Origin of the sequence: Paenarthrobacter nicotinovorans, from assembly GCF_007670255.1 — a bacterium.
GTDB lineage: Bacteria > Actinomycetota > Actinomycetes > Actinomycetales > Micrococcaceae > Arthrobacter > Arthrobacter nicotinovorans_B.
Genome location: NZ_SZVS01000003.1, coordinates 247406 through 271050, shown reverse-complemented (window position 1 = coordinate 271050; position 23645 = coordinate 247406). Strand labels below are relative to the sequence as shown.

Below are 23645 nucleotides of genomic sequence, written 5' to 3'. Positions count from 1 at the left end.
AACCTGCCGGGGACGCCTTCGTTGCGGAACGGTTCAGTCTTCCGCGCCGTGGCCAATCCGTGCATACAACGCCGGCTGCGAGCGCCGCAGACGCAAGCCCCAGATGATGCCCGCCACGCCCGGCAGCAGGACCAACAGGGGCAGGACAAAGCTGGCGGCCGTGGACTCCGACTGGCCCAGCAACACGTTGAAGTTGGACACAATCAGCACCAGGACGAGGGCCAGCAGGGCGAAGCCCAAGCCCGGCGCCACCACCCGTACCCACAGGCTTGCGCCGTGCCCGTTCTTTCGGAAGAAGCCGATCACGGCCACGGACACAACAGTCATCAGCAACACCAGCCCGAGAGCGCCGCTGTTGGTCAGCCACGTGAACATGGTCAGGACGGGGTACAGTTCGCCGAGTTCGGAACCGGATCCCGCAACGGCAAAACCGATGGTCACGACGACGGCGATCACCGTCTGCGCCAGCGAACCGGCGAACGGCGCGCCGCTGCCGGCACGAACCTTGGCAAGTGCCGCCGGGAGGACGCGTTCGCGGCCAAGGGAGAAGAAGTAGCGGGCCACGGCGTTATGGAAGCTCACCAGGGCTGCGAAAAGACTGGTGACAAAAAGGAGCTGCGCTATGTCGCTGAGGAGCACACCCCCGTGTTCGCCGAGGAAGGCGAAAATCATGTCCGGGCCACTGGTGGCAGCGGTCTCGACCACCGCGGAGGGGCCCGTTCCCACAGTCATGGCCCAGGCTGAAACAGCATAGAAAACAGCGATGATGCCCACCGCGGCAAAGGTAGCCCGGGCAACGGTGCGTTGCGGATCCTTGGACTCTTCGCCGTAAATGGCGGCGGATTCAAAACCCATGAAGGCGGCGATACCGAAGGACAGGACCGCGCCCACGCCTGGGACGAACAGGCTCTCCGGGCTGAAGCCCGCTGCGCTGACACCTTCGGGAGCCACTGCCAGGGATATGACGTCGTAGACAATGACCACCAGGAACTCCAGGGCCACCAGGACCCCAAGTACCTTGGCCGACAGATCCACCCTGTTCACCCCAAGCCATCCCACGATCGCGATGCACAACAACACCGGGATCCACCACGGCACGCTGATGCCAAGCCGCGCCGACAGAAGGGACGAGACGGTGAAGCCAAACAAGCCGTAGATGCCTACCTGCATGAGGTTGTACGCCATCAGGGCTATCAAGGAAGCCCCGACACCAGCAGGCCGGGAAATGCCCTGCGCGATGTAGGCGTAGAAGGCGCCCGCGTTGGTGACGTACCGGCTCATTGCCGCATAACCGACGGCGAACAGCGCCAGGATGGCACCCAACACCAGGAAGGACAACGGCACGCCGGTCACTCCGGTTACGCCGAACGTTGTAGTGACTCCCCCAGCCAGAACGGTCAGCGGCGCAGAGGCCGCGATAATCATGAAGGTCACAGCCGGTACGCCCAGCCGGCGTTTGGTGCCGACGGTCCCTGCGGTCCTGCCTTTGACGGGGTTGTCCACGCTCATAGTGTGCTCCTGCTCCTGCCTCGGTGCCGCGGGAGATGGGCGCGGCACGTAGTGTTTCCGCAATCTTCCACCGCCGGAACACTGCGTGACTTGTCTCACACGGCAGGGTAGTTGTCGGAACACGCACGCCACTTCCGGCCGAGGTTACCGGTGTAGAATCGTGGGCAAGCTCACGAAGGGAGTCCGATGACCGTCACAGCTCACACGGACCCCGCAACCGTTCAAACCATCGTCGCGGAGTCGTTCCAGGAGTGGAGCCGGGCCATCTCCGCGTCCTTTGTGCCCTTGGCGGCAACGGGCCCCAGGGACGGGTCTTTCCGCGGGATCATGCGGGCGCGCGTGCTGGGCCAGATCTCCGTCGTGGAAGTGACGGCCGGACCCCATACGGTCCTGCGCACTCCGGAGTTGATTGCCGGATCCACGGGCCGCTTCTTCAAGCTCAGCATCCAGTTGGCGGGATCGGGCCGACTGGTCCAGGACGAACGGGAGGCCCTGCTTCGTCCCGGCGATCTGTCCATCTACGACACCTCCCGTCCCTACCGGCTAACCTTCGACGACGACTTCCGCACCTTGGTGCTGATGTTCCCGCACGTGCTGCTCGACTTGCCGGCAGAGGCCATGGGGCACGTGACTGCGCTTCGGATACCGGGCGACCAGGGGCTGGGGGAACTCATCAGTCCGTTCCTGGTGAAGCTCGCCGACAACCTTGAGGCGCTCTCTGGCGCCAATGGCCTGCGGCTGGTCCATAACGCACTGGACCTGGTCACGACGCTGTTCAACGGAGAGCTCGACCAACTCATCGAAACCGGCCGGGACCCGCACCTGCTGCTCCTGGGCCGTATCCACGACTACATCGAAGCCAACCTTGGCGATCCCGAACTCTCCCCCGGGAGCATCGCCGCCGCGCACTACATCTCCACGCGGCACCTGCACGACCTCTTCCAGGAAATCGGCACGACTGTGGCATCGTCCATCCGGCAGCGGCGCCTGGAACGGTGCCGGCGCGATTTGAGGGACCCGGTGCTGGCGGACCGCCCTGTCACCGCCATCGCCGCACGCTGGGGCTTTACCGATGCCGCCCATTTCAGCAGAATCTTCCGCGCGGCATTCGGCAATTCCCCCACCGGCTACCGCAACAGCGCTTAGCAACAGTGCGGTTGTCTTCGGGGTGCCGGCTGGAGGACGCCTAGGACTGTGGCCGCCGCTTCATGACCAGCCAGGTGATGGCGCCCAGCAGCAGAAGACCACCGGCTGCGCCCATGGATACCGAGAAGGCCGCTCCTGCCCCCTGGGTCTGGGCGAGTTGGCCCGCCAAATAGGACCCGAGCGCGGTGCCCGCCACGATCCCGCTGGCCAGGGCCGTCATGACCGTCGCCATTCGACGGGCAGGTGCCACGACACCACCGATGCTGAAGACCGTGACCATCACCGGCCCCACAGGGATACCAAGGAGCAGCAGGACGAAGACCATCGGCCAGATGCCGGACGGAAGGAACAGCAGCACCGACAGGCCCGTCATGGCCAGCGCGGCAGCAACCCATCGCGACGCCAGGCCGAAGCGTTGCGGCCAGAAGGCCACGGAGAGGGCCGCGACAGCTGAGCTGAGTCCCATCACTGCATAGAGGAGTCCAGCGATCTCAGCCGTCGCGTACTGGGCGGAATAGGCGCTGAGGGCATTTTGGGTTGCACCAAAAAAGGTGCCCATGCACACCATCGCCACCACGGGGACCGCTACCACCGCCGCGGACCAGCGGTTGCGGCGCGGCGAGGTGGTTGCCTGTTCTCCGGAATGTACGACGCCGGCACCTGGCACCCGCGGTGCCGGCACCACGGCCAGCTGGCTGGGGTGCACCGCAAAGGCCGGAACCAGCGTAATGGTCATGACGGCCGCCAAGGCGAGCGGCAACCACGGCGCCACGAGGCTTGCGAGCAAACCCACCAAAGCCGGACCCAGGACAAAGGTGATTTCATCGGCGGTGCCCTCATAGGACAGTGCTGTGTCCAGATCGGCCCTGTTGGAGGCCACGCTCTTGCTGCCGCTCGTGGCATGCGACAGGTTTCTGGTAGTCAATGCCATCCACCGGACACGGGCCATGGGGCCTACCTGCGGGCAGCTTGCGCCGGCCAGGAAGGCAGCGATGAGTACTCCCACGGCATCAGAGGCCGAGCCGTAGGCCGGGGTGAGATAGGCGGTGGTCAAGAGAGCGGCGACGGCGAGGGTGTTGACCACTGCTGCGACAAGAAGCACAATCCGCTGCCCTGCGCGGTCAGCCAGGGAACCAAGGACCGGCGCTCCAAGTGCCGATCCGATGCCGACAGCACCGGCGGCCATGCCACCGATGGCATAGGAGTGACTGACTGCCGTGACGAGGGTCAGGGTGCCCACGGTCAGCATGGCAAGTGGCAGGCGGGCAAACAGCCCCAACGGCAGGAATCCAGGTCCGGCCAGTTCGGGGAGGCGGGCAAAACGGCCTGGCAAGCGGGAGGGACGGGGCGCCACGTGTGAATCGGGCTGGGTGGCCACTGTAGATTTTTCCATTAATCCGGGTTCGCTAAAGTGTGCGCATCGTCCCTCCTCCCGATGCGCGAGACCCGGTGTAACGGAACAAGTCTATCGGAAGAGGCTCAGACCGGAACAGCTTCCGCGAACCGTATGCTGGAGCCGTTGCGCCCCTTGACCACCTGAAGCTGGCTCGTGATGCGTTGCTTCATCTCCGCAACGTGGCTGACCAGGCCAACTACCCTGCCGCCGTCGCGCAGTCCCTCCAAGGCGTCCATCACCTGTTCCAGCGCCTGCTCGTCGAGGCTACCGAAACCTTCGTCCACGAACAGGGTCTCGATGTCCACGCCACCGGCCTCCTGCTGCACCACGTCCGCCAATCCCAGCGCCAACGCCAACGAGGCCATGAAGGACTCCCCTCCGGAGAGGGTTGACGTGTCACGACGCTGACCGGTCCATTCATCCACGACTTCCAGCCCCAGGCCTGACTTAGCACCCCGGGCAGCCTTGGCATCTGTGTGCTGCAGCGTGTAGCGGCCATCGCTCATGGATACCAGACGTTCGGAGGCCGCGAGGGCGACTTGCTCGAGTCGTGCAGCCAGGACGTAGGTGTTCAAGCTCATCCGGTAACCGTTATCTCCCGAGCCCCGGGCAGTGTCGGCGAGGCCGGCCAACATCAACGCGCGCTTGCGGGGTTCGTTCCCGGCTTCGGCGAGCGCCTCAAAGGTGGTACGCAATCGGCGGATAGTTTCGGCCGACTTGGCAGCAAGGCCGGCTGCCAGCGCCGCAGCCTGGGCATCCCCGGCCGCGACTGAGGCCCTACGTTGCGCCTCGGCGAGTTCAGGTTCGGGCAGGGGAAGCTCGCCGATACTCATTTCTTTGGCTGCCAGGACGATGTCCTCGTTGGCAAACAGCTCGTCCAGCCGGGCCGTTTCGGCGTCGAAATCTGAAATGTCCTTCTCGAGGCCCACCACGTCGGCGGCTGGGAGGATGTCGTGACGGGCTTCGTTGGCAGAAGAGAATCCCGCTGCCAAGAGCGCTTTCTTCAACGACTCCAGTGCGTCGAGCCGGGCTTCTGAGGCACGGCTTAGTTCGGATCCGGCATCCGTGGCTTCCTGAAGCAGCGCGCAATCCGCCGCCACAGCGTCCAAGCGAGCGCGCAAGGTGGGGTAACCGGACCGCAGCGTCGAAAGCCCAGCCTCAAGGACTTCATGTTGTTCCTGAAGCAGCAGGACGGTCGATGATGCCTGACCTTCGGCCTGCAGGCACTCTGCTTGTTCCTGTTGCGCAGTGAGAAGCCGCTCGGTGATGTGATCTTGGCGGGCCTTCAGTTCTTCCAGCAGAGTGGCGGCCCGCTGCGCGGCAGTGGCAGCCGCCTCAGCCTTGGACAGACGATCGTCCGCTTCGGCCGGCTCCGTTGCTCCGCCTTGTGCTTGAAGCCCGGCAACCATTTGGGCAGCCGCAGAGAGCTTTTCTCCGAGCTTCCCCAACGTTTCCTCGCTGGCTTCAAACAGGGCCTTTGCTTCTTCCTCTTCCTGGGCAAGGGAAAGAGCAGTGCGGACAGCTGACGCGAGATTCGGGTGCTCCGTGCTTCCGCAGACGGCGCACGGTTCCCCGCTTTCCAACGCTGCGGCCAGTTCGCCGGCCGCATTGGCAAGCCGCTGTTCCCGCACGTCAAGCCACTGCTCTTTGAAATCCTGGGCGGCGGCCCGGGCCTGGAGGTGCCTTTCAGTGAGGGCCTCCAGCTCAGCCGCGGCCACTGTGTGGCGGGAGACGACGCCCACCAGTTCGGCCGCTGCCGTCGCCTCGCGTTCCGCCGCAGCTACGTCGGCGGCAACCGACACCAAGGGTTCCATGCGGTTTTCAAGCTGTGCGGCTTCCTCGCGCAGTTGCGTCAGGGCAGCAGCGACGGACCCGGCCGCAGCCCGCTGGCGGGCGACTTCCTTGCGCTCTGCGTCGAGCCGCAGGGCAACTTCCTCGAGGCGTTGCTCGTCAGGAAGCCTCGCCTCGATGACGGCCATGGAGGCCTTGACACTCTCCAGTGCGGCAGCAGGGTTCTCCGAATCCAGGCCCGATGCTGACAACTTCTCCCGGAGCTGTTGCATCCGGGTCTCCGCAGACGTGAATTTGCGTTCGGCAGCATCGACGGCGTCCAGTTGTCCGTTCAGGACAGCAGCGCGGCGGTGCTTTCCGAGTAGTTCCTTGTTCTCCAGGGCACGTGGGGCGGCCAGTTCAAGGAGAACTTTTCTTTGGGTCGCTGAGCGCAGCCGTTCGTGCCGCTGCGTTTTCTCCTGCTCCTCGCGGAGTTCGCCACTCAAACGGGTCCACAGGGATTCAGCCACTGCGGCTTCGTCCTGCCGCCGTTTCACTTCGTCGTCCACCTGCGCCTGGACCTCAGCGAGCCACAGGCCGGGATCGGGAGCGGCACTCGCGGGAGTGTCTTCGCCGTCAACCCCGGCTTGCTCCAACCCAAGCTGATCGCGCTCGGAAGCTGCCTTGTCCAGGAGCATTTTGAGCTCAGAGGCATTCTCCTCCACGGCCTTGGCAGCGTCTGCGGCCTGACGGGCGAGTTCCTGTTCGATCGCCTCGAAGCGCTGGGTGCCGAAGAGTTTCTGAAGGAGGTCCAAGCGGTCACCCGCCTTGGATCTGAGGAAAGCGGCGAAATCGCCCTGCGGCAGCATGACTACCCGGGTGAATTGGTCCCTGTCCATGCCAAGAACGTCGGAAAGCTCAGCGCCGACTTCGTCGTTCCTGGACGACTTTTCTTCCCAATGCCCAGCCACTTTCTCCCGCAAGAGCGTCTTGGCTTGCTGCGTGGTGAAGCCCTTGCGGCCACGTGCGCTGGGGCGATCCCATGCCGGGGACCGAGTCACCTCAAAACGCCTGCCGCGCGCGGAAAATTCGCAGACCACGCGAGGTTCGGCACCAGGAAGGGCATGATCGCTGCGCAGCCGCTTGCCGTCCTGCCTGGCCCCGGGCACCGAGCCATACAGGGCGAAGCAGATGGCGTCCAGGATGCTCGTTTTGCCTGCACCGGTCGCGCCATTGAGAAGGAACAGCCCCTGGGCACTCAACAGGTCAAAATCGATGTGTTGTGGGGTGGCAAAGGGCCCGAACGCTTCAATGTCCAGCCGATGGATCCTCATAGTTCCGCGTCCTCCAGACGGACAGCCTCCAGGGCTTCGCGAAGGGCAACTACCTCGGACTCAGTGGCGCCCCGGCCACGGACGTGTTCGAGGAAACCGCAACAAACATCAAGATCGTTTTCGGCCTCTGCGAGCCGGTTGCTGTAACTTGTCTGCGGCTTGGATTCGGAGCCTTCCGGGTCAAAGGCAAGAACCAGTGTTTCGGGAAAGCGCGTACGCAGCTTCTCCATGGCCTGTGGCGGACGTTCCGCATCCGTCAGGGTGACCTGGACGTAGGCGCTCTCTGCCCAGGCGTACTCCTGAGAGGCCAGCAAATCATCCAGCTTGCCCCGCAGGACTGCGAGCGCTATGGGAGGCTCCCAGTGGACTTCCTGAACACTGGCTGCCCCGTCGGTTCCAATGTCCAGCAACCATGCGCCCTTGTGGTGCTTGGCCTCGGAGAAGGAGTAGGCCAACGGAGAACCTGAGTATCGGACGTTGGGTGCCAGCTCCTGGCGCCCATGAAGGTGGCCCAGTGCCGTATACGTGAAGCCTTCAAACAGGTCCAGCGGAACTGCCCCCAGTCCGCCAATGCTGATATCCCGCTCGCTTTCGGAGGTGATGCCTCCGCTGGCGAACGTATGCGCCAGGACAACCGGGTGGACGGGGCCGGATTCGCGGCGGCGCTCAACGTCGCGCCGGATCCGGTCCGTCGCCTCCTTTGTGACATCGAAGTGGTTGGCGTTATCGACGCCCAGGCGTTCGGCCACCAGTCGGGGCTCAAGGTAGGGAATTCCGTATATGGCGACCTCTGCGGATGTATCCCCTCCCGGGTCCAGCGGCATCAGGACCGGGAGGTCCAATTCCTCCACGCGTGTCCGGACATGGACTCCGCCGCGTTCCAGGAGCCGGGACGCAAAGCCCAACCTGATGGCGGAATCGTGATTGCCGCTGGTCACCACAACGGCCGCGCCAGCCTGGGTCAGACGGACCAAGGCGTCATCGAGCAGCTTCACCACATCCAGGCCGGGCAGTGCGCGGTCGTAGACGTCTCCGGCAATCAACACCACGTCCACTGATTGGGCCTGGACAAAAGCCACGAGCTGGTCCACGAAGCCGCGCTGGGCTTCCAGCATGCCTACGCCGTGGAATGACCGGCCCAAATGCCAATCCGATGTATGGAGTAACCGCATATTTCCAAGCTAACCGCGGGCACAGACAAAAAAGCGCAGACAAGCCGTCCGCCGTCGTCCCTTACGGTTCGCTAGCCTTTCTTGCCGTCGAAAAAGTCCCGGGCGTCATCGTGTGCCGGCTTGCCCGGAAGCGGCTGCGGAGCGGCGTCCGTTTCGGAGTCCGAAGCCTCCTCAGCGGTGCCGGCGTCGAAGTCGTCATTGATGGCGTCGGAACCGGACTGGGGTTCGGCAGCTGCGTCAGGGCCAGCGGACAAGCCCTGGAATCCACGGAAAGCCAGCCCCGCCAAAGCCGCGCCCATGAGAGGAGCCACCCAGAACAGCCACAGTCCGTCCAGGGCCCACGAGGGGCTGAAGAATGCCTGGGCGGTTGCGCGTGCCGGGTTGAACGGAAGGTTGCCAAGAACCTGGCCAAGCTGCAGAAGAACGGCCACGGATAGTCCTACGGCGAACGGGGCCAAGCTCGGCAGAGCCCGGCGCCCGGCCGTGGCACCGAGGAACACGGCCACAAGAAGCGCAGAACCAACAACTTCCACCAGCAACACGCCGGCCAACTGGGTTTGTGCTGCTGCGTGCTCACCGTAGCCGGCGGCGGTGGATCCGAAGGCGGCCCGCGCATCCGTGAGTACGGGCACCATGGTGACCACGATGTAGGCCAGGGCGGCGCCAATGACGCTGCCAATGATCTGTGCTGCGATGTACGCTACTGCGGCCACAGCCCGGATGCGACCGGCAATGAGGTTGCCCAAAGTGATCACCGGGTTGAAGTGGCCACCGGAGATGTAGCCAAAGGCCACCATGGACGCGGTAACTGCCAGACCGGTCGCCAAAGCTGCAGGCAGCGGCGCACCGGAAGGGTTCGAGAAAATCGAAACGCCCACCGCCACAAGCACAACGAACAGCGATCCCAGGGCTTCGGCCGACAACCTGGCCAGCAGTCCTGGCTGGGGATCGGTTGCGGCCTGAACAGAAGAGGTCATGGGGAACGGGTCCTTACGATCGGGGTGGTAGGTGTACAGGTGCCCAAGCACATGGGGATGGCCCGGGGCGCTCTCGCAGGCGTCAGGGATCCTTGAGCATTTTGCCAGCCGAATCTGGACAGTTGCTGGGATAAGGCTGAAGGTGCTGGGGCAGGGCTGAGGACGCGAACCTACCCTCGAGCTTATCCGCCCAACGCAATGGCCGCGATCGCTGCGGCACCCAGTCCCAGGACGGCCAGTGTGCTTGCCAGAATCAGCCCCGCCGAGGACGCTGCGATCCCGGCCTGCAGCTGCCTCGACCGGACCCAGACAACGGAAGCGAGAACAACCGTGGCTGCTGCAGCCGCCAGGGCGCAGATTCCTTGATAGTCCAGCCCGGGCAGGCCGTTGATGATACTGATCGACGACGGCTCGGATGTCAGCCAGCTGCGCCAAATGAACAGATCCACCACCACCAGTGAGATCAAGGTCCTGCGCCACGCCAGAGTGGTTCGTTCCGGCTGCAGCCCGGGATCCCGGGTGGCTTCCGGAATGGCGCCCCTCACCGCCCCGCTCCGCTCACTGCTGCGAGCCGCTCAACGGGCCACCAGGATCAACACCGCGAACGCGAAAGCCGCCACAGCCACGACGATGGTCATAAACAACATCACGCGGGAGAACGGCAGGGCCTCGTCGTTGCGCATGGCTGCTTCCATCCGGCCCCATCTGCGGTAGGACAGGGCAGCAAGGCCGGCCCCCACGAGGGCGAGCAACACGCACAAAACCAAGCGGACCGGCGTCGGAGCGATGTTAGGCGCCAGCTGATCGACGGCGACTGCGCCGGCCAGCAATGCAAGCGAGGTGCGGATCCAGGCCAGGAAGGTGCGTTCGTTGGCCAGCGAAAACCGGTAGTCGGGAGTCTTGCCCGTTTGTCGCCAAGCAGGTTCACGCACGATGTCTCTCCAGGTTTCTCAGCGGCGGACAGCTTCCCCACCATATCAGCGGGGGCGTCCTTGGCACGGTAAGTTACTGGCATGAGTGCTGAAGCTACCTCCCCTGCCGCGCCTTCCTTCACCTCCCGCGTCTACGGCTCCCTCCTGGGTGGGGCCCTGGGCGATTCCCTGGGTTATGCAGTGGAGTTCGACTCCATTGCCGCAATCCGCGCGCACTACGGACCAGACGGCCTGACCTCCTTTGGACAGCTCGACGGCGACAGCCACTTTTCGGACGATACCCAGATGACGCTCTATACGGTGGATGGCCTGGTAGAGGCACTTGAGTGGGCAAACGACGGAGTCGCCGCCGATGAAACCGCCTGCCTCTGGCTCGCCTATCTGCGGTGGCTTGCTACGCAGGACGTGGAAGTTTCCTCCTCTGCGCCCGTCCCGCAGCCCCGGTGGATCGACGCCCAGGACGTGCTCCGGCACCGGCGGGCGCCGGGCAATGCCTGCTTGAGCGGGCTCGCTTCGGGCGAGATGGGAACAGTGGCGCGTCCCGTCAACCCCGACTCCAAAGGCTGCGGCACGGTCATGCGCTCAGCGCCGTTCGGACTGATCCCCCACATTTCGCCGGAGGCGGTCTACAAGCTCAGCTCGGATGCCGCTTCACTGACGCACGGTCATCCCTCGGCGCGGCTGAGCGCCGCGGCGTTCAGCCTGCTGATCCACAACATCGTCGCGGGAAGGAGCATCCGCGAGGCAGCGCAGGAGGCGCTGGGCTACATCGAAGGTGCCTCCACGCAGGCGCCCGAACTTCGTGAGCGGTTGCAGGCAGCTTTGCAGTTGTCACTTCAGCCCGCCCGGCTGGACCCCGGGGAACTCATCACGACGCTGGGTGAAGGGTGGGTAGCCGAGGAGGCCCTCGCCGTCGCCCTTTATGCGGTCCTGTCCACCACGGACGGTGACCCTGCAGAGCATTTCCGCAAGGCGATTGCAGTGGCCATCAACCACAGCGGCGACAGCGACTCGACAGGTTCCATCGCCGGAAACATCCTGGGAGCCTACTACGGCGAGGAGTGCCTTCCCACGGACTGGCTCGCCGCGCTGGAAGCACCCGAAGTGATCCGCGGCATGGCGGACCGGCTGATTGCCGCCACTACCGGCTGAGGTCCCTACGAGCTGCGCAGCGTGATGTTGTTGCAGGCTTCGCAGATATCGTCGGGAATGAGTCCGCGTCGTTGCAGCAGGCCAAAGATCGCGCAGCCAAGGCAGTAGCCAACGAACGATTCCAGCGACGCGGCGACGATCAGCAAGCCGAGGGCGACCCAGGCAGCCGGCTGGAAGCCGGTGAAATACAGCACGACGGCGGCGCTCGTCATGGCGGCCCCCATCCCTTGGGCGAAACGCTTGGGAGGACCGGCAACGAGCTTGGCGTGTCCAATGCGGGGCGCCAGGACCTTGACCGACAGCACGGCAAACGGAGAAATGCGCGGACCAAACAGCACGCGGAGCCAGAATCCAACTGCCAGGACCACCAGGCCCCAGCCCCACGCCGTCAAAAGGGTCACGACAGCCAGCAGCACCACCAATCCAGCGGTGATTCTGGCGGCGTACTCGTTGACGGGATTGGGGAACGCGAAGACAGCCCGCCAATCAACCCCACGGTTCACGCGGGCCCCGGTCTGGCGCACTGGCGTTACAGGAAGGGTTGGCTTTGTCATGACCCTAGGCTAGGAGCGCCGGCCCGGCTGCAGAAAGCATTGTTGCGGACTATGACCCCAACCCTCAATCACATCCCACCACCATTCCCCCAACCCTCAATCACATCCCACCCACTTGATCCAAGCCCTCGCTCAGACCACCGGTGGCAGATCTGCCCGCACTCCGATCCCCTAGCGCGCTGCCTCCTGACGGCCCGGCGAAACCCGTGGGATGTGAGAGAGCGTCCACAGGAAACCCGTGGGATGTGAGAGAGCGTGTCGGCCCTACGCGCCGCCCACCATTTGGAGGAACTCGCCCTCGGAGACCACTTCGATCTGCTGGCCCTTGGCGTGCAGCTCCAGAACACGTTTTGCCTTGCCTGTGAGCCGTCCGGCGCGAAGGTCGCCTGCCACGAACCCGTCACCAACAATCAAAACCGTGGTCCGCGCGGTAACGCGGCTCTCGGGCCGGGCTCCCACGTCAGCGGCCCGCGACTTCGCTTCGGGCCGGGTGATGGCGAGATCGCCCGTGAATACCACCGTCTGTCCAAAGAGCGGATGTCCGGGCTCGGCTGCAGGGTTCGGCAAGGGATTCGGGCCCTCTTCGGGCCAGGCCGACCAAGCGGGAGCTGCCGCCGTCCGTGCCGGGGCCCCTGGCAGGGTGGCGCCAGTCCGGGCAGCGAGGGCGGACATGGTGGCCTTCGACAACCCGTGGGCGGGATCAAATGCCGGCTGTTGAGGCAGGTTCAGGCCCAGGGAAAGGTAGAGTTCGGCGATGCTGTTGGCGTTGTTGCGCCGGGCAATATCGACCAGGATTCCGGCGCAGGCACGGGCGTCCTCCGCGGCGTCGTGATGGTTCACCAGCGGTACACCGGCTTCCTCGGCCGCATAGGGCAGCGAGTTGGACACCAGTGAGTAGCAACGCCGGGAAAGCATCACGGTACAGACGTAGTCGTAGGCGGGACCGGGAAGCCCTGAAACTTCCAGGCCGGATCTGATCACGCCGAGGTCGAAGGCGGCGTTGTGTGCTGCGAGAATGTCACCGCCAATGAAGGCGCCGATTTCCGGGAAAAGCTCCCCGAACCTGGGCTGTCCTGCGACGTCCTCAGCCCGGATCCCGTGAATGCGGGTGTTGTGGAACTCGAAGTGATCGTGGTTCTCCGGCGGGCGCATGAGCCACGAGGCTTCCTCCACCACGACGCCCCCACGGACCTTGCTCAGTCCCACCGAACACGGGGACCCCCTGAAACCGTTGGCTGTTTCGAAGTCGATCGCCGTAAAGTCCAATGCCACTGGACAAGATTACAGGCGTACGGTGCCCCTCTTGGCCGATTTCGACGGCGGGGCGGCCCGTCCGGCCCCTATTGTGGGCAACGCTACACGCGCGTTGGCTTCGGCCCGGCCGCAGATAATTAACGACGGCGGCGGTCCAGTAGGCTTGTTGGGTGATCTTTTCTGCGATGAGCGACCTTGCCGTATCCACTTTCGGGGGCGCAGGCCCCGTGCACCCGGCAATGGCGTCGTTCCTGCCGGACTGGCTGAACCCCGATGTCTTCCTCCGCGACTCACCGCTGGGACCGTGGGTGGTTCTCCTGGTGTGCGCCATCGTCTTCGCAGAGACCGGGTTGCTGGTGGGCTTCTTCCTGCCTGGCGACTCGATGCTCTTCACGGCCGGGCTGCTGGTCTCCACGGGGGCCATTGAGTTCAACTTGTGGGCCATGTGCGGCCTGATCATCGTCTCGGCCATCCTGGGTAACCAGACCGGCTATCTCATCGGTTCCAAGGCCGGGCCGGCGATCTTCAACAAGCCCGACTCCCGCCTCTTCAAGCGGGAGAACGTTGAAAGCGCCCACGCGTTCTTTGAGAAGCACGGCGGCAAGGCACTGATCCTTGCACGGTTTGTTCCCATCATCCGCACGTTCGTACCGGTGATTGTCGGCGTTGCACAGATGGACAAGCGCAAGTTCTTCCTCTACAACGTCATCGGCGCTGTCCTGTGGGGCGGCGGCGTCACGCTCCTTGGCGCGTGGCTTGGCCAGTTCGAGTGGGTGGGCAAGAACATCGACATCATCTTCATCGTGATCGTCCTGATCTCCGTCATTCCGATCCTGGTCGAGGTCGGCCGTGGTTTTGTGGCCAAACGGAAGGCTGCGGCCGAAGGCACCGACCCTGTGGAGGAATTCATCGACGAACACGAAACAGGAAAGCACGGAGAACGCTAGGAATTACCGAAGCCAAAAGGCACCCCCGCTGTGCGGGGGTGCCTTTTCCTTTGTCGTTGCCTGCCGGACTAGGACCGCTCTGAACCGTTACCGGAGAGCGCAGAGACTATGGCTGGAAGCAATGCACGGAACGCCTGCCCGCGGTGGCTGATGGCGTTCTTCTCCTCGGAACTCAACTCCGCACAGCTGCGGTCCATCCCGGCCGGCTGCAGCACGGGGTCGTAACCGAAGCCGCCCTCGCCCCGGGGCTGACGCAGAAGCGTTCCTTCAAGTTGGCCGTACTCCACGGTCTCGTGGGCAACGCCATCAGGCCCTGGCACAGCCAAGGCCGCGGCACACACGAAGGCTGCTCCGCGGTATTCATCCGGTACATCGGAGAGCTGGGCCAACAGCAGGTTCAGGTTTGCTTCGTCGTCACCATGCCGGCCCGACCAGCGGGCTGAGAAGATTCCGGGCGCACCGCCCAGAACATCCACCGCCAGCCCGGAATCATCGGCGATGGCCACCAAGCCGGTCGCCTCTGCTACTGCGCGGGCTTTGAGGAGTGAGTTCTCGGCAAACGTGACCCCGGTTTCCGCCACGTCCGGGGCACCCGCCGCAGCGGCGTCAACCACCTGGGTATCGACGTCGAGGCCTGGCACCTGCCCCCGCAGCAGTTCGCGGAGTTCCTTCAATTTGCCCTTGTTGTGGGTAGCGAGAACCAGCAGTGGCGCGCCAGCTACGGTTTCGGCGCTCACGGGGCTTCCGCCAGCGTTTCGCGCTGGATGGCAGCGAGCTGGGTGGTGCCCAGGAGGGCCAGGTCCAGCAGGGCGTTCAGTTCATCACGGTCGAAGGGTGCGCCTTCAGCTGTGCCCTGCACCTCCACGAACTTGCCCGAGCCCGTCACCACCACGTTCATGTCCGTCTCCGCCCGAACGTCCTCGACGTAGGGCAGGTCAAGCATGGGAACGCCGTCGATGATGCCCACGGAGACCGCCGCAATGGTATCCACCAGCGGCTCGGCGTTGCGGGCAATGAGCTTGTTCTCGCGGGCAAAGCGAATGGCCTCGGCCAGGGCCACGTAGGCGCCGGTAATGGCAGCGGTGCGCGTGCCGCCGTCGGCCTGGAGGACGTCACAGTCCAGGACGATGGTGTTCTCGCCGAGCGCCTTGGTGTCGATGATCGAACGCAGGGAACGGCCGATCAGGCGCGAAATCTCGTGGGTGCGTCCGCCGATCTTGCCCTTCACGGACTCGCGGTCCGAGCGGGTATTCGTCGCGCGGGGAAGCATGGCGTACTCGGCAGTTACCCAGCCGCGGCCCTCGCCCTTGAGCCAGCGGGGCACACCCTCGGTCAGGGAAGCGGTGCACAGAACCCGGGTGTTTCCGAACTCGATCAAAGCCGAGCCCTCTGCCTGCTTGGACCAGCCACGGGTGATGCTGATGGGTCGCAGTTGCTCGGGGGTCCGGCCGTCGGCGCGGATGACGGGTGTTGCTGTAGCTTCAGAAGTCATGCTCCAAGCTTAGCGACGATGGCCACCAAGCCCGCGCCGGAGTCCGTTAGATGGTGTAGTGGACCCCGGCTACGGCAACAGCTACGTCCCCGGCGAAAACGGGTTTTGCCTCGGACATCACTTTCGTCTGGGAAGTCCAGACGGGGATGTGGGTCAGCAGCAGCCGCTTGGCGCCGGCGTTCACTGCTGCCTCCGCGGCGCGCTTGCCGGTGAGGTGGACGTCCTTGATGGCGTCATCGCGGCCTTCCTCGAAGGCCGCTTCGCAGAGGAAAAGGTCTGCGCCCTCTGCAGCATCTTCCAGGCCCTGGCAGGAGTCGGTGTCCCCGGAGTATGTCAGGACCCGGGTCACCGGCGTGCCGTCCTTGCCCGGCTCTGTTGCGGTGACGCGCAAGGCGTAGCACTCCTCCACCGGATGGTTGACGCCGTAGGGGGTCACGGTGAACGGTCCCACTGTCACGGGCTTCTGTTCCGCCCAGTTGGTGAAGTCGAACTCCTCATGCATCCCTGGGTCCAGATCCAGCCCGTAGGCGGTGGCCATGCGGTCCGCAGTAGCTGCCGGACCCCACACCGGAATGCGGTCGCGTCCCCAGCCGCCGGGCTTCCACCGCACAGCTACATGGAGGCCGCAGAGATCCATGCAGTGGTCCGGATGCAGGTGGGTGAGGAAAATCGCATCGATGTCCTCAAGATCCGTATACCGCTGGATAGCGCCCAGGGCACCGCTTCCGAGGTCCATGACGATCTTCCACTCGCGTTCGCCGTCATGTGCCGTGACCAGATAGCACGACGCCGGCGAACCCGGCCCCGGGAATGAACCCGTACACCCCACGATGGTCAGCTTCACAAGCCACGCCCCAAGGCGGCGTCGGCGGGGTTGACGAAGTAGGAGCGGCGCGCCAGGCCTGCCCCTGATTTTGCTGCTTCGAGCATTTCGGGCGTGATCCGTGCGAGGCTTCCGGTCGGATACTGCGCTGCCACATGGTCCACGTGCTTCACGGACAGCACTTCAGGTCCCAGGAACCGGCGCGCGAGCGTTTCGAACTGGGCGGCGTCACCTGTGGCGATGAACTCGTGACTGGGAGCAGCTGAGCCGGTCCGCTGGATGCCGTGGGTGGCCAGCGCCCGGTAGACGTCCTTGGCTGTTTCTTCGGCGCTGGAGACCAGGGTGACATCTTCACCCATGACGAAGGAGATGACGCCGGTCAGTAGTGGATAGTGCGTGCATCCGAGGACCACGGTGTCCACACCGGCCTCTTTCAGCGGGGCCAAGTACTCGTTGGCGGCTGCCAAAAGTTCAGGGCCGGTGGTAACGCCTGCTTCGACGAAACTGACGAACGCAGGGCAGGCCACGGACGTGATGGTGAGGTCCGGGGCGGCGGCAAAGGTGTCTTCGTAGGCCCGTGAACCCACCGTGGCAGAGGTTCCAATGACCCCGATCCTGCCTGTCCGGGTCGCGGAAACGGCACGGCGGACTGCCGGTTGAATGACCTCGATCACCGGTATCCCGTACCGGGCTGTGTACCTTTCCCGGGCGTCCCGGAGCACAGCGGCCGACGCCGAGTTGCAGGCTATGGTCAGGAGCTTGACTCCGGAGTCCACCAGTTCGTCCATGACGCCGAGGGCATTGGCACGCACCTCGGCGATGGGAAGTGGGCCGTAGGGTCCGTTGGCGGTGTCGCCTACATAGAGGATTGACTCGTTGGGCAATTGGTCGATGATGGCCCGCGCCACTGTCAGTCCGCCCACGCCGGAGTCGAATATACCGATCGGACGCGTTCCCACGATCTCCCCCGTGCTGATGGGGGCGCCACTGCCCGGAGCGCCGCTTGGTGAACCCGATGCTGATGTCATGATTATTCGAGAATAAGGCTTCCCGTGGGGTGCGGCCATCAGGTGTGTCCTCCGCCTCGTGTCTTATGTGTCACACGGGCGGGGCGGCACAGGGCCCCCACGATCAGGATTTCACCTGCCGGGCGGAGATCATTGCCTGAACCAGTGACTCCTGGAGCCAGGTGGTGAAGTTGTAGACCAACGCCAGGTAGCTCTCCACGTCTTCGGCCTGGCTCCAGTCCTGCATGCTGTGGATGTGCTCGGCATCCGCTTCATCCCGGATGTCCAGGCGTTCGGCGAGAACCAATCTGACGTCATTGAGCGCCATGGACCAGCGGGCTGCCTCTTCGGGCGTCAGGACCAGGTCCTGCCGGTCCAAGCCCAATGCAGTGGCCCGCAGCGCCCCGATCTTGTTCTCCCGGACAGAGCGTTCGGTGAGCTGCCGGAACTCCAGCGAGCCGCCGTCGTCGTCCTTTAGGACGTTCGGCAACAACCGCAGCAGGGCGCGGTCGCTTGGCTGCTTGACGTCCATATCCAAACCGATCAGGGCCGCCAGGGGATCTTCGTTTTCCCGGACTTCGGGGTCCAGCATCGAGATGACGTCGTCCAGCAACCCGCGCAGGAGGTCGCGCTCGGCCGGCTCAAGGTATCCCGTAATGCCTTTAAGTCCGTATTTGAATGCCTTAGCCACGCTGGCGGCCGCCCTTTCCGGGTGTTTCGTTGCCGCTTGCGGCCTTCTCCACAGTGGCCCACAGGCCGAAACCGTGCATGGCGACAGCGTGCTGCTCCACCTGTTCCTTGCTTCCGAACGCCACGATGGAACGGCCCTTCTTGTGGACCTCCATCATCAACTTGTGCGCCTTGGACTCCGAGTAGCCGAAATAGCTCTGGAAAACGTAGCTCACATAGCTCATCAAGTTGACGGGATCGTTCCAGATCACCAGGTTCCAAGGGACATCGGGGGCTGTCAGGACATCGGTGGACGTTTGCTCTGCAGCTTCGGTCCGCTCGTCGATGTCCGTGCCAAACGCAACGCTAGGGCTCATCTGTCCATTCTATGGCGGCTCGCACTAGAGTGAATTCGTGAGTAGAGCCGCGTCGTGGGACCATCCCGCAACTTCCTTGTACACAGACCACTACGAGCTGACCATGCTGCAGGCCGCCCTGCACTCGGGTGCCGCGCACCGGCGTTCAGTGTTTGAGGCCTTCGCCCGCAGGCTTCCGGACGGCCGCCGGTACGGAGTGGTGGGCGGGACGGGACGCCTGCTCGAAGGCATCGCGGACTTCAGGTTCGGCGATGCCGAACTCGCCTTCCTGGAACAGAACAAGGTGGTCAACAGGGAAACCCTGGACTACCTGGCCGATTACAAGTTCAGCGGCGACATCTGGGGCTACGCCGAAGGCGATGCCTACTTCCCAAACTCCCCCATCCTGATTGTTGAGTCGACGTTCGCTGAGGCCTGCATCCTTGAGACATTCATCCTCTCGGTCCTCAACCACGACAGCGCCATAGCTTCGGCCGCGTCCCGCATGACCTCGGCGGCCGGAAGCCGTCCTTGCATCGAGATGGGCTCCCGGCGCACCCAGGAGGAATCGGCAACGGCGGCAGCCCGCGCCGCTGTCATCGCCGGCTTCGCCAGCACCTCCAACCTCGAGGCCGGCAGGCGCTACGGGATCAAGACCGTCGGCACGGCGGCACACTCTTTCACCCTTCTGCATGACACCGAACGTGAAGCCTTCGAAGCCCAGATTGCGGCCTTTGGCCCCGGGACTTCCCTGTTGGTGGACACTTACGACGTCGAAACGGCGGTGCGGACCGCCGTCGAACTCGCCGGGGACAAACTCGGCGCCGTGCGCCTGGACTCCGGCGACCTCGTGGCTCAGGCCCAATGGGTCCGCCAGCTGCTCGATGACCTGGGCAACGTCAACACCCGCATCGTGGTGACCTCCGACCTTGACGAGTTCGCCATCGCAGCCCTGCAGTCCGCCCCCGTGGACTCCTACGGCGTGGGGACCTCGCTGGTCACAGGCTCCGGCGCTCCGACGGCGAGCATGGTCTACAAACTGGTTAGCCGCACCAACGACGCCGGCGAATTCATTTCCGTCGCCAAGGCGGCCAAGAACAAGGCAAGCGTTGGCGGACGCAAATACGCCCTGCGCAAGCTCAATGAGCGCGGCCGGGCCACCCACGAAGTCGTCGGCATCGGACACCGCCCCGAAGACGACGGCAACGACCGTCCCTTGCTCCACCAGTTCGTCAAGAATGGCGAGGTCCTGCCGGGGTGGACTGGCCCTGAAGGTGTTGTCCGGGCGAAAGAGCGCCACGCGGCAACCATGGCCGAGCTGCCCCCTGTTGTGAACCGCCTGCAACGCGGCGAGGCCGCCATCCCCACCGTCTACGAGGAGAACTGATGTCCAGGGCCTTGATCATCGTTGATGTCCAGAACGATTTCTGCGAGGGCGGCACCTTGGCGGTCCAGGGAGGTGCCGATGTTGCCGGCGCCATCACCGAATACGTTGATGCCAACCAACAGCACTTCGATCACATCGTGGCAACACAGGATTGGCACATTGAGCCTGGCGACCATTTCTCCGACAACCCGGACATGGTGGATTCATGGCCACCGCACTGCCGGGCCCGCACCAAAGGTGCCGAGCTGCATGAGGACCTGGACCCCGAGTACATCCAGGCCTACTTCCGCAAGGGACAGTACACGGCAGCCTACTCGGGTTTCGAAGGCGTCCTCGCACCGGAAGACGATGTCCCTTCAGGAGACCTGAAGGCCGGCGCAACGGTAGCCGAAGTGATCGATGAGGACGCTATTGGGCTCGACGACTGGCTTCAGAGCCATGACGTCGAAGATGTGGTGATCGTAGGCATCGCCACCGACTACTGCGTCAAGGCCACCGCATTGGATGCCGTCCAGGCCGGCTACAACACCACCGTGATTGCCGATCTCACGGCCGGAATCTCCGAGGACCTCAGCGACGTCTTCGACGACCTGGAAGCGGCCGGCGTCGAGGTCGACCACGGCTGAGCCACAAGGCACACAACGCCACAGGGCGCCGCATCTGCGGCGCCCTGTGGCGTATGAGCTGACATCCGGGCCGGCTACTTCCGGCCGATGAACCAATCCTGGAGCTTCCGGAGGCGTGCCTGCAGTTGCTCCTCATTGGCCTGGGCCACGGCTGGACCGCCGCAGACCTCGCGCAGCTTGGTGTGGACCACCCCGTGCGGAGTTCCTGTACGGGCCGCCCACGCGGCAACGTTCTTGGCGAGCTCGTTGCGCAGGTCCATGAGCATGCGGTGGTCCGGAACCGCAGGGGACGCCGCGGCGGCCAAGGGCGATTGGCGCTTCTTGCGTGACTGCTGCTCGTGTTGCCGCTGCCGCAGCAGTGTGCCCACCTGCTCGGCATCCAGAAGTCCCGGAATGCCGAGGAAGTCCAGTTCCTCGTCAGAGCCGATGTCCGCCCCGGTACCGAACTCACCGCCGTCGAACAGGACACGGTCGAAGGAAGCTTGGGAGTCCAGTGCCTCGAACTTGCCCTTGGTGAGTTCCTCTGATGCCTTGTCTTCCCGGTTGGCCTCGGCCATCAGGTTTTCCTCCGGACTGAACAGCCCGTCGTCGTCCTTTTCCGGGCGGTCCAGCGCGTGGTCGCGCTCGGCTTCCATGGTGTTGGCGAGGATCATCAACGGCGGGACCGACGGCAGGAAGACCGACGCCGTTTCTCCCCTTTTGCGCGCACGCACAAAACGGCCAACGGCCTGCGCGAAGAACAGGGGCGTCGAGGTGGACGTGGCATAGACACCCACCGACAAGCGGGGCACGTCGACACCTTCGGACACCATGCGCACGGCCACCATCCAGCGCTTGTCCCCTGCGGAGAACTCCTCGATTTTGCTGGAGGCCTTTGAGTCGTCGGAGAGAATCACCGTGGGCGACTGGCCCGTGATTTTCTTCAACTGGCCGGCATAGGCACGGGCGTCCTCGTGGTCCGTGGCGATCACCAGGCCACCGGCATCCGGAACCGTCCGACGCACCTCGCTGAGGCGCTTGTCCGCAGCTGCCAGAACCGCCGGGATCCACTCGCCGGTGGGATTGAGCGCCGTCCGCCATGCCTGGGACGTGATGTCCTTGGTCACGGCGGCCTCGCCCAGGGAAGCTGCCATCTCATCCCCTGCACTGGTGCGCCACCGCATCTGGCCGGAGTACGCCATGAACAGCACAGGCCGGACTACGTGGTCCCGCAGCGCGTTGCCGTAGCCGTAGGTGTAGTCGGCTTTGGACCTGCGGATCCCGTCCCGGTCCTCAGCGTATTCAACAAACGGGATAGGCGAAGTGTCCGAGCGGAACGGCGTTCCCGTCAGGGAAAGGCGGCGCGCAGCAGGATCAAAAGCCTCGCGAAGCCCATCACCCCAGGACAGCGCTTCACCGCCGTGGTGGATCTCGTCAAGGATCACCAGGGTCCGGGCCGCTTCGGTCTTGGCCCGGTGCAGCATCGGCTTGCTGGCCACCTGGGCGTAGGTGACAGCGACGCCGACGAAGCCCCTGCCGTGCTGGCCGTCGGAGTTCTTGAAGTTCGGATCGATGGCGATGCCTACCCTGGCCGCGGCGTCAGCCCACTGCCTTTTGAGGTGGTCCGTTGGTGCCACGATCGTGACGCGGTTGACCACCCCGCTGTCCAGCAGCGTGGTGGCAATACGCAGGGCGAAGGTGGTCTTACCGGCGCCGGGCGTTGCCACAGCGAGGAAGTCCTTCGGGTTGCGGGTCATGTAGAGGTCAAGTGCCTCCTGCTGCCAGGCACGCAGCTTGGGGGCCGTACCCCAGGCAGCGCGTTCCGGGTATGCGGGAGGCAGGGAGGGACCACCGAAAAGTGTTTCTGTCATGCTGACTCCCCCGGCCTGATGGCAGTTGCAGTTACGGCACTTTCTGCGGGCACGCCGAAGCGGACCGCACAGCGGTGTCGTTCAGAAGGGGCCTGTGTTCTCTTCCCACCCACTACTTGGAGTTGCCCGGACCGTCGCCGTTTCCACCGTCATTGCCTGGGCGGAGACCCTCATAGATCTCCTTGCACTCCGGGCAAACCGGGAACTTCTGGGGATCCCGGCCCGGGGTCCAGACTTTTCCACACAAAGCAATGACGGGCTCGCCTGTCATTGCCGATTCCATGATCTTTTCCTTGCGGACGTAGTGCGCAAACCGCTCACGGTCGCCGGGTTCCACTTCCTGGCGTGTTTCTTCACGCTCGATGGTGGAGGTGGACGTTCCGGCTCCGGAAAGTTCGCGCATGGGGTCGTTTTCGAATGGATCCGGAGGAAGCGTAGTCATGCCAAACATCTTACCGTCTACAGGCCCTGCCACTTCGGCTTGTTGTCGTAGGTGTGCCGGTAGTAGTCGGCCAGCTTCAGTGATGATGCGGCAGCTTCGTCCACCAGGATGGTGGCGTGGGGGTGCATCTGGAGGATGGATGCGGCACAGATGGCAGCCACTGGCCCTTCCACGAAATCCCGGACCGCCTGGGCCTTCTGCGCGCCCGTGGCCACAAGCACCACATGCTTTGCATCCATGATGGTGCCCAGCCCCTGGGTCACTACATGGTGCGGAACGTCGTCGATGCTGTCAAAGAAGCGGGCGTTATCCTTGCGAGTCTGCTCAATCAGGGTCTTGATCCGGGTCCGGGAAGCCAGGGAGGAGCCCGGCTCGTTGAAGCCGATGTGCCCATCCGTTCCCACGCCCAGGATCTGGAGGTCCACGCCGCCCACGGCCTTGATGGCGTCCTCGTAGGCCTGGCACGCTGCTTCGAGGTCGTCGGCAGCGCCATCGGGACCATGGACATTTTCGGGCTTGATGTTGACCCGGTTGGTGAATTCCCGTCGGATGACTTCGCGGTAGGACTCAGGGTGCCCGGCCTCCAAGCCAACGTACTCATCCAGGGCGAAACCGTGGGCCTGGCTAAAGTCCAGGCCCCCGGCTTCGTAACGGCTCGCCAATTCATCGTAGATGGGCAGGGGTGAAGAGCCCGTGGCGAGGCCCAGCACAGCATTCGGCTTGCGCCGCACCAATGCCTCGATGGCATCGGCAGCCAGCGCACCAATCTGCTTGGTGCCAGGGAGAATGACAACTTCCATCGTCACGGCCTTTCTTTCTGAGGATCATCTACTGTCACTGAGGTTATCCC

The 23645-nt window shown here is 64.2% G+C and carries 23 protein-coding genes; 5 read left to right on the top strand and 18 right to left on the bottom strand.

What is annotated here, in order from left to right; translation table 11 throughout:
• Positions 1–33: 33 nt before the first annotated feature.
• Positions 34–1509 carry an APC family permease gene (locus tag FDP28_RS06560; RefSeq protein WP_144659904.1) on the bottom strand — a complete coding sequence of 492 codons (1476 nt, stop codon included), beginning with the start codon at positions 1507–1509 and terminating at the stop codon, positions 34–36.
• A 186-nt stretch (positions 1510–1695) separates the two neighbouring features.
• Here FDP28_RS06560 and FDP28_RS06555 point away from each other — a divergent pair, with 186 nt between their 5' ends.
• A complete protein-coding gene (locus FDP28_RS06555) occupies positions 1696–2655 on the top strand; it encodes an AraC-like ligand-binding domain-containing protein (RefSeq protein ID WP_144659903.1) in 960 nt (319 codons plus the stop codon).
• A 40-nt stretch (positions 2656–2695) separates the two neighbouring features.
• Here FDP28_RS06555 and FDP28_RS06550 read toward each other — a convergent pair whose 3' ends face one another.
• From FDP28_RS06550 to FDP28_RS06525, 6 genes are all read right to left on the bottom strand, one after another.
• Positions 2696–4048 carry an MFS transporter gene (locus FDP28_RS06550; protein WP_144659902.1) on the bottom strand — a complete coding sequence of 451 codons (1353 nt, stop codon included), beginning with the start codon at positions 4046–4048 and terminating at the stop codon, positions 2696–2698.
• A gap of 86 nt (positions 4049–4134) precedes the next feature.
• Complete coding sequence (locus FDP28_RS06545; protein ID WP_144659901.1) at positions 4135–7155, bottom strand: AAA family ATPase; 3021 nt, start codon at positions 7153–7155, stop codon at positions 4135–4137.
• Complete coding sequence (locus FDP28_RS06540) at positions 7152–8327, bottom strand: exonuclease SbcCD subunit D (RefSeq protein ID WP_144659900.1); 1176 nt, start codon at positions 8325–8327, stop codon at positions 7152–7154. Before FDP28_RS06540 ends, FDP28_RS06545 begins: the two co-directional genes overlap by 4 nt.
• A 71-nt stretch (positions 8328–8398) precedes the next feature.
• A complete protein-coding gene (locus FDP28_RS06535) occupies positions 8399–9304 on the bottom strand; it encodes an MIP/aquaporin family protein (protein ID WP_144659899.1) in 906 nt (301 codons plus the stop codon).
• Between the two features lie 182 nt (positions 9305–9486).
• On the bottom strand, positions 9487–9849 hold the full coding sequence (locus tag FDP28_RS06530) for a DUF202 domain-containing protein (protein WP_144659898.1): 363 nt from the start codon (positions 9847–9849) through the stop codon (positions 9487–9489).
• Between the two features lie 30 nt (positions 9850–9879).
• Positions 9880–10236 carry a YidH family protein gene (locus tag FDP28_RS06525; protein ID WP_186313527.1) on the bottom strand — a complete coding sequence of 119 codons (357 nt, stop codon included), beginning with the start codon at positions 10234–10236 and terminating at the stop codon, positions 9880–9882.
• Positions 10237–10317: 81 nt separating this feature from the next.
• On the opposite strand from FDP28_RS06525, the gene FDP28_RS06520 reads away from it, so the two are divergent.
• Positions 10318–11388: an ADP-ribosylglycohydrolase family protein gene (locus FDP28_RS06520; RefSeq protein ID WP_144659897.1), complete on the top strand. Its 1071-nt coding sequence runs from the start codon at positions 10318–10320 to the stop codon at positions 11386–11388.
• A gap of 5 nt (positions 11389–11393) precedes the next feature.
• Here FDP28_RS06520 and FDP28_RS06515 read toward each other — a convergent pair whose 3' ends face one another.
• A complete protein-coding gene (locus FDP28_RS06515; protein ID WP_144659896.1) occupies positions 11394–11942 on the bottom strand; it encodes a DUF4395 domain-containing protein in 549 nt (182 codons plus the stop codon).
• Positions 11943–12206: 264 nt separating this feature from the next.
• On the bottom strand, positions 12207–13214 hold the full coding sequence (locus FDP28_RS06510) for a 3'-5' exonuclease (protein ID WP_144659895.1): 1008 nt from the start codon (positions 13212–13214) through the stop codon (positions 12207–12209).
• 167 nt (positions 13215–13381) lie between these two features.
• On the opposite strand from FDP28_RS06510, the gene FDP28_RS06505 reads away from it, so the two are divergent.
• Positions 13382–14143: a DedA family protein gene (locus FDP28_RS06505; RefSeq protein ID WP_186313538.1), complete on the top strand. Its 762-nt coding sequence runs from the start codon at positions 13382–13384 to the stop codon at positions 14141–14143.
• Between the two features lie 68 nt (positions 14144–14211).
• Here FDP28_RS06505 and rdgB read toward each other — a convergent pair whose 3' ends face one another.
• From rdgB to clpS, 6 genes are all read right to left on the bottom strand, one after another.
• Entirely contained in the window at positions 14212–14880 is a 669-nt protein-coding gene (rdgB, locus tag FDP28_RS06500; protein ID WP_144659894.1) for an RdgB/HAM1 family non-canonical purine NTP pyrophosphatase, read from the bottom strand.
• Positions 14877–15635: a ribonuclease PH gene (gene rph / locus FDP28_RS06495; RefSeq protein WP_144659893.1), complete on the bottom strand. Its 759-nt coding sequence runs from the start codon at positions 15633–15635 to the stop codon at positions 14877–14879. The genes rdgB and rph overlap by 4 nt, the downstream gene beginning before the upstream one ends.
• A 46-nt stretch (positions 15636–15681) precedes the next feature.
• Positions 15682–16479 carry an MBL fold metallo-hydrolase gene (locus tag FDP28_RS06490; RefSeq protein WP_144659892.1) on the bottom strand — a complete coding sequence of 266 codons (798 nt, stop codon included), beginning with the start codon at positions 16477–16479 and terminating at the stop codon, positions 15682–15684.
• A complete protein-coding gene (gene murI / locus FDP28_RS06485) occupies positions 16476–17486 on the bottom strand; it encodes a glutamate racemase (RefSeq protein WP_397321005.1) in 1011 nt (336 codons plus the stop codon). The genes FDP28_RS06490 and murI overlap by 4 nt, the downstream gene beginning before the upstream one ends.
• A 103-nt stretch (positions 17487–17589) precedes the next feature.
• Positions 17590–18156: a DUF2017 domain-containing protein gene (locus FDP28_RS06480; RefSeq protein WP_144659890.1), complete on the bottom strand. Its 567-nt coding sequence runs from the start codon at positions 18154–18156 to the stop codon at positions 17590–17592.
• Complete coding sequence (gene clpS / locus FDP28_RS06475; RefSeq protein WP_018776321.1) at positions 18149–18511, bottom strand: ATP-dependent Clp protease adapter ClpS; 363 nt, start codon at positions 18509–18511, stop codon at positions 18149–18151. Before clpS ends, FDP28_RS06480 begins: the two co-directional genes overlap by 8 nt.
• Positions 18512–18548: 37 nt before the next feature.
• Between clpS and FDP28_RS06470 the strand changes: the two genes are divergently transcribed.
• Complete coding sequence (locus FDP28_RS06470) at positions 18549–19877, top strand: nicotinate phosphoribosyltransferase (protein WP_144659889.1); 1329 nt, start codon at positions 18549–18551, stop codon at positions 19875–19877.
• Complete coding sequence (locus FDP28_RS06465) at positions 19877–20503, top strand: isochorismatase family protein (protein ID WP_144659888.1); 627 nt, start codon at positions 19877–19879, stop codon at positions 20501–20503. Before FDP28_RS06470 ends, FDP28_RS06465 begins: the two co-directional genes overlap by 1 nt.
• A 74-nt stretch (positions 20504–20577) precedes the next feature.
• Here the strand turns inward: FDP28_RS06465 and FDP28_RS06460 are convergent, their stop codons facing one another.
• From FDP28_RS06460 to nagB, 3 genes are all read right to left on the bottom strand, one after another.
• Positions 20578–22353 carry a DEAD/DEAH box helicase gene (locus FDP28_RS06460; protein ID WP_144659887.1) on the bottom strand — a complete coding sequence of 592 codons (1776 nt, stop codon included), beginning with the start codon at positions 22351–22353 and terminating at the stop codon, positions 20578–20580.
• A 112-nt stretch (positions 22354–22465) separates the two neighbouring features.
• Positions 22466–22804 (bottom strand): DUF3039 domain-containing protein, encoded by a 339-nt coding sequence (locus tag FDP28_RS06455; protein ID WP_144659886.1) that lies wholly within the window; start codon positions 22802–22804, stop codon positions 22466–22468.
• 8 nt (positions 22805–22812) lie between these two features.
• Positions 22813–23595: a glucosamine-6-phosphate deaminase gene (gene nagB, locus FDP28_RS06450; protein ID WP_144660017.1), complete on the bottom strand. Its 783-nt coding sequence runs from the start codon at positions 23593–23595 to the stop codon at positions 22813–22815.
• Positions 23596–23645: the final 50 nt, after the last annotated feature.

Coding starts and splice junctions, on each gene's coding strand:
- FDP28_RS06560 (WP_144659904.1), bottom strand. CDS start 1,509: ATGAGCGTGGACAACCCCGTCAAAGGCAGGACCGCAGGGACCGTCGGC.
- FDP28_RS06555 (WP_144659903.1), top strand. CDS start 1,696: ATGACCGTCACAGCTCACACGGACCCCGCAACCGTTCAAACCATCGTC.
- FDP28_RS06550 (WP_144659902.1), bottom strand. CDS start 4,048: ATGGAAAAATCTACAGTGGCCACCCAGCCCGATTCACACGTGGCGCCC.
- FDP28_RS06545 (WP_144659901.1), bottom strand. CDS start 7,155: ATGAGGATCCATCGGCTGGACATTGAAGCGTTCGGGCCCTTTGCCACC.
- FDP28_RS06540 (WP_144659900.1), bottom strand. CDS start 8,327: ATGCGGTTACTCCATACATCGGATTGGCATTTGGGCCGGTCATTCCAC.
- FDP28_RS06535 (WP_144659899.1), bottom strand. CDS start 9,304: ATGACCTCTTCTGTTCAGGCCGCAACCGATCCCCAGCCAGGACTGCTG.
- FDP28_RS06520 (WP_144659897.1), top strand. CDS start 10,318: ATGAGTGCTGAAGCTACCTCCCCTGCCGCGCCTTCCTTCACCTCCCGC.
- FDP28_RS06515 (WP_144659896.1), bottom strand. CDS start 11,942: ATGACAAAGCCAACCCTTCCTGTAACGCCAGTGCGCCAGACCGGGGCC.
- FDP28_RS06505 (WP_186313538.1), top strand. CDS start 13,382: ATGAGCGACCTTGCCGTATCCACTTTCGGGGGCGCAGGCCCCGTGCAC.
- rph (WP_144659893.1), bottom strand. CDS start 15,635: ATGACTTCTGAAGCTACAGCAACACCCGTCATCCGCGCCGACGGCCGG.
- murI (WP_397321005.1), bottom strand. CDS start 17,486: ATGACATCAGCATCGGGTTCACCAAGCGGCGCTCCGGGCAGTGGCGCC.
- clpS (WP_018776321.1), bottom strand. CDS start 18,511: ATGAGCCCTAGCGTTGCGTTTGGCACGGACATCGACGAGCGGACCGAA.
- FDP28_RS06465 (WP_144659888.1), top strand. CDS start 19,877: ATGTCCAGGGCCTTGATCATCGTTGATGTCCAGAACGATTTCTGCGAG.
- FDP28_RS06460 (WP_144659887.1), bottom strand. CDS start 22,353: ATGACAGAAACACTTTTCGGTGGTCCCTCCCTGCCTCCCGCATACCCG.
- FDP28_RS06455 (WP_144659886.1), bottom strand. CDS start 22,804: ATGTTTGGCATGACTACGCTTCCTCCGGATCCATTCGAAAACGACCCC.
- nagB (WP_144660017.1), bottom strand. CDS start 23,595: ATGGAAGTTGTCATTCTCCCTGGCACCAAGCAGATTGGTGCGCTGGCT.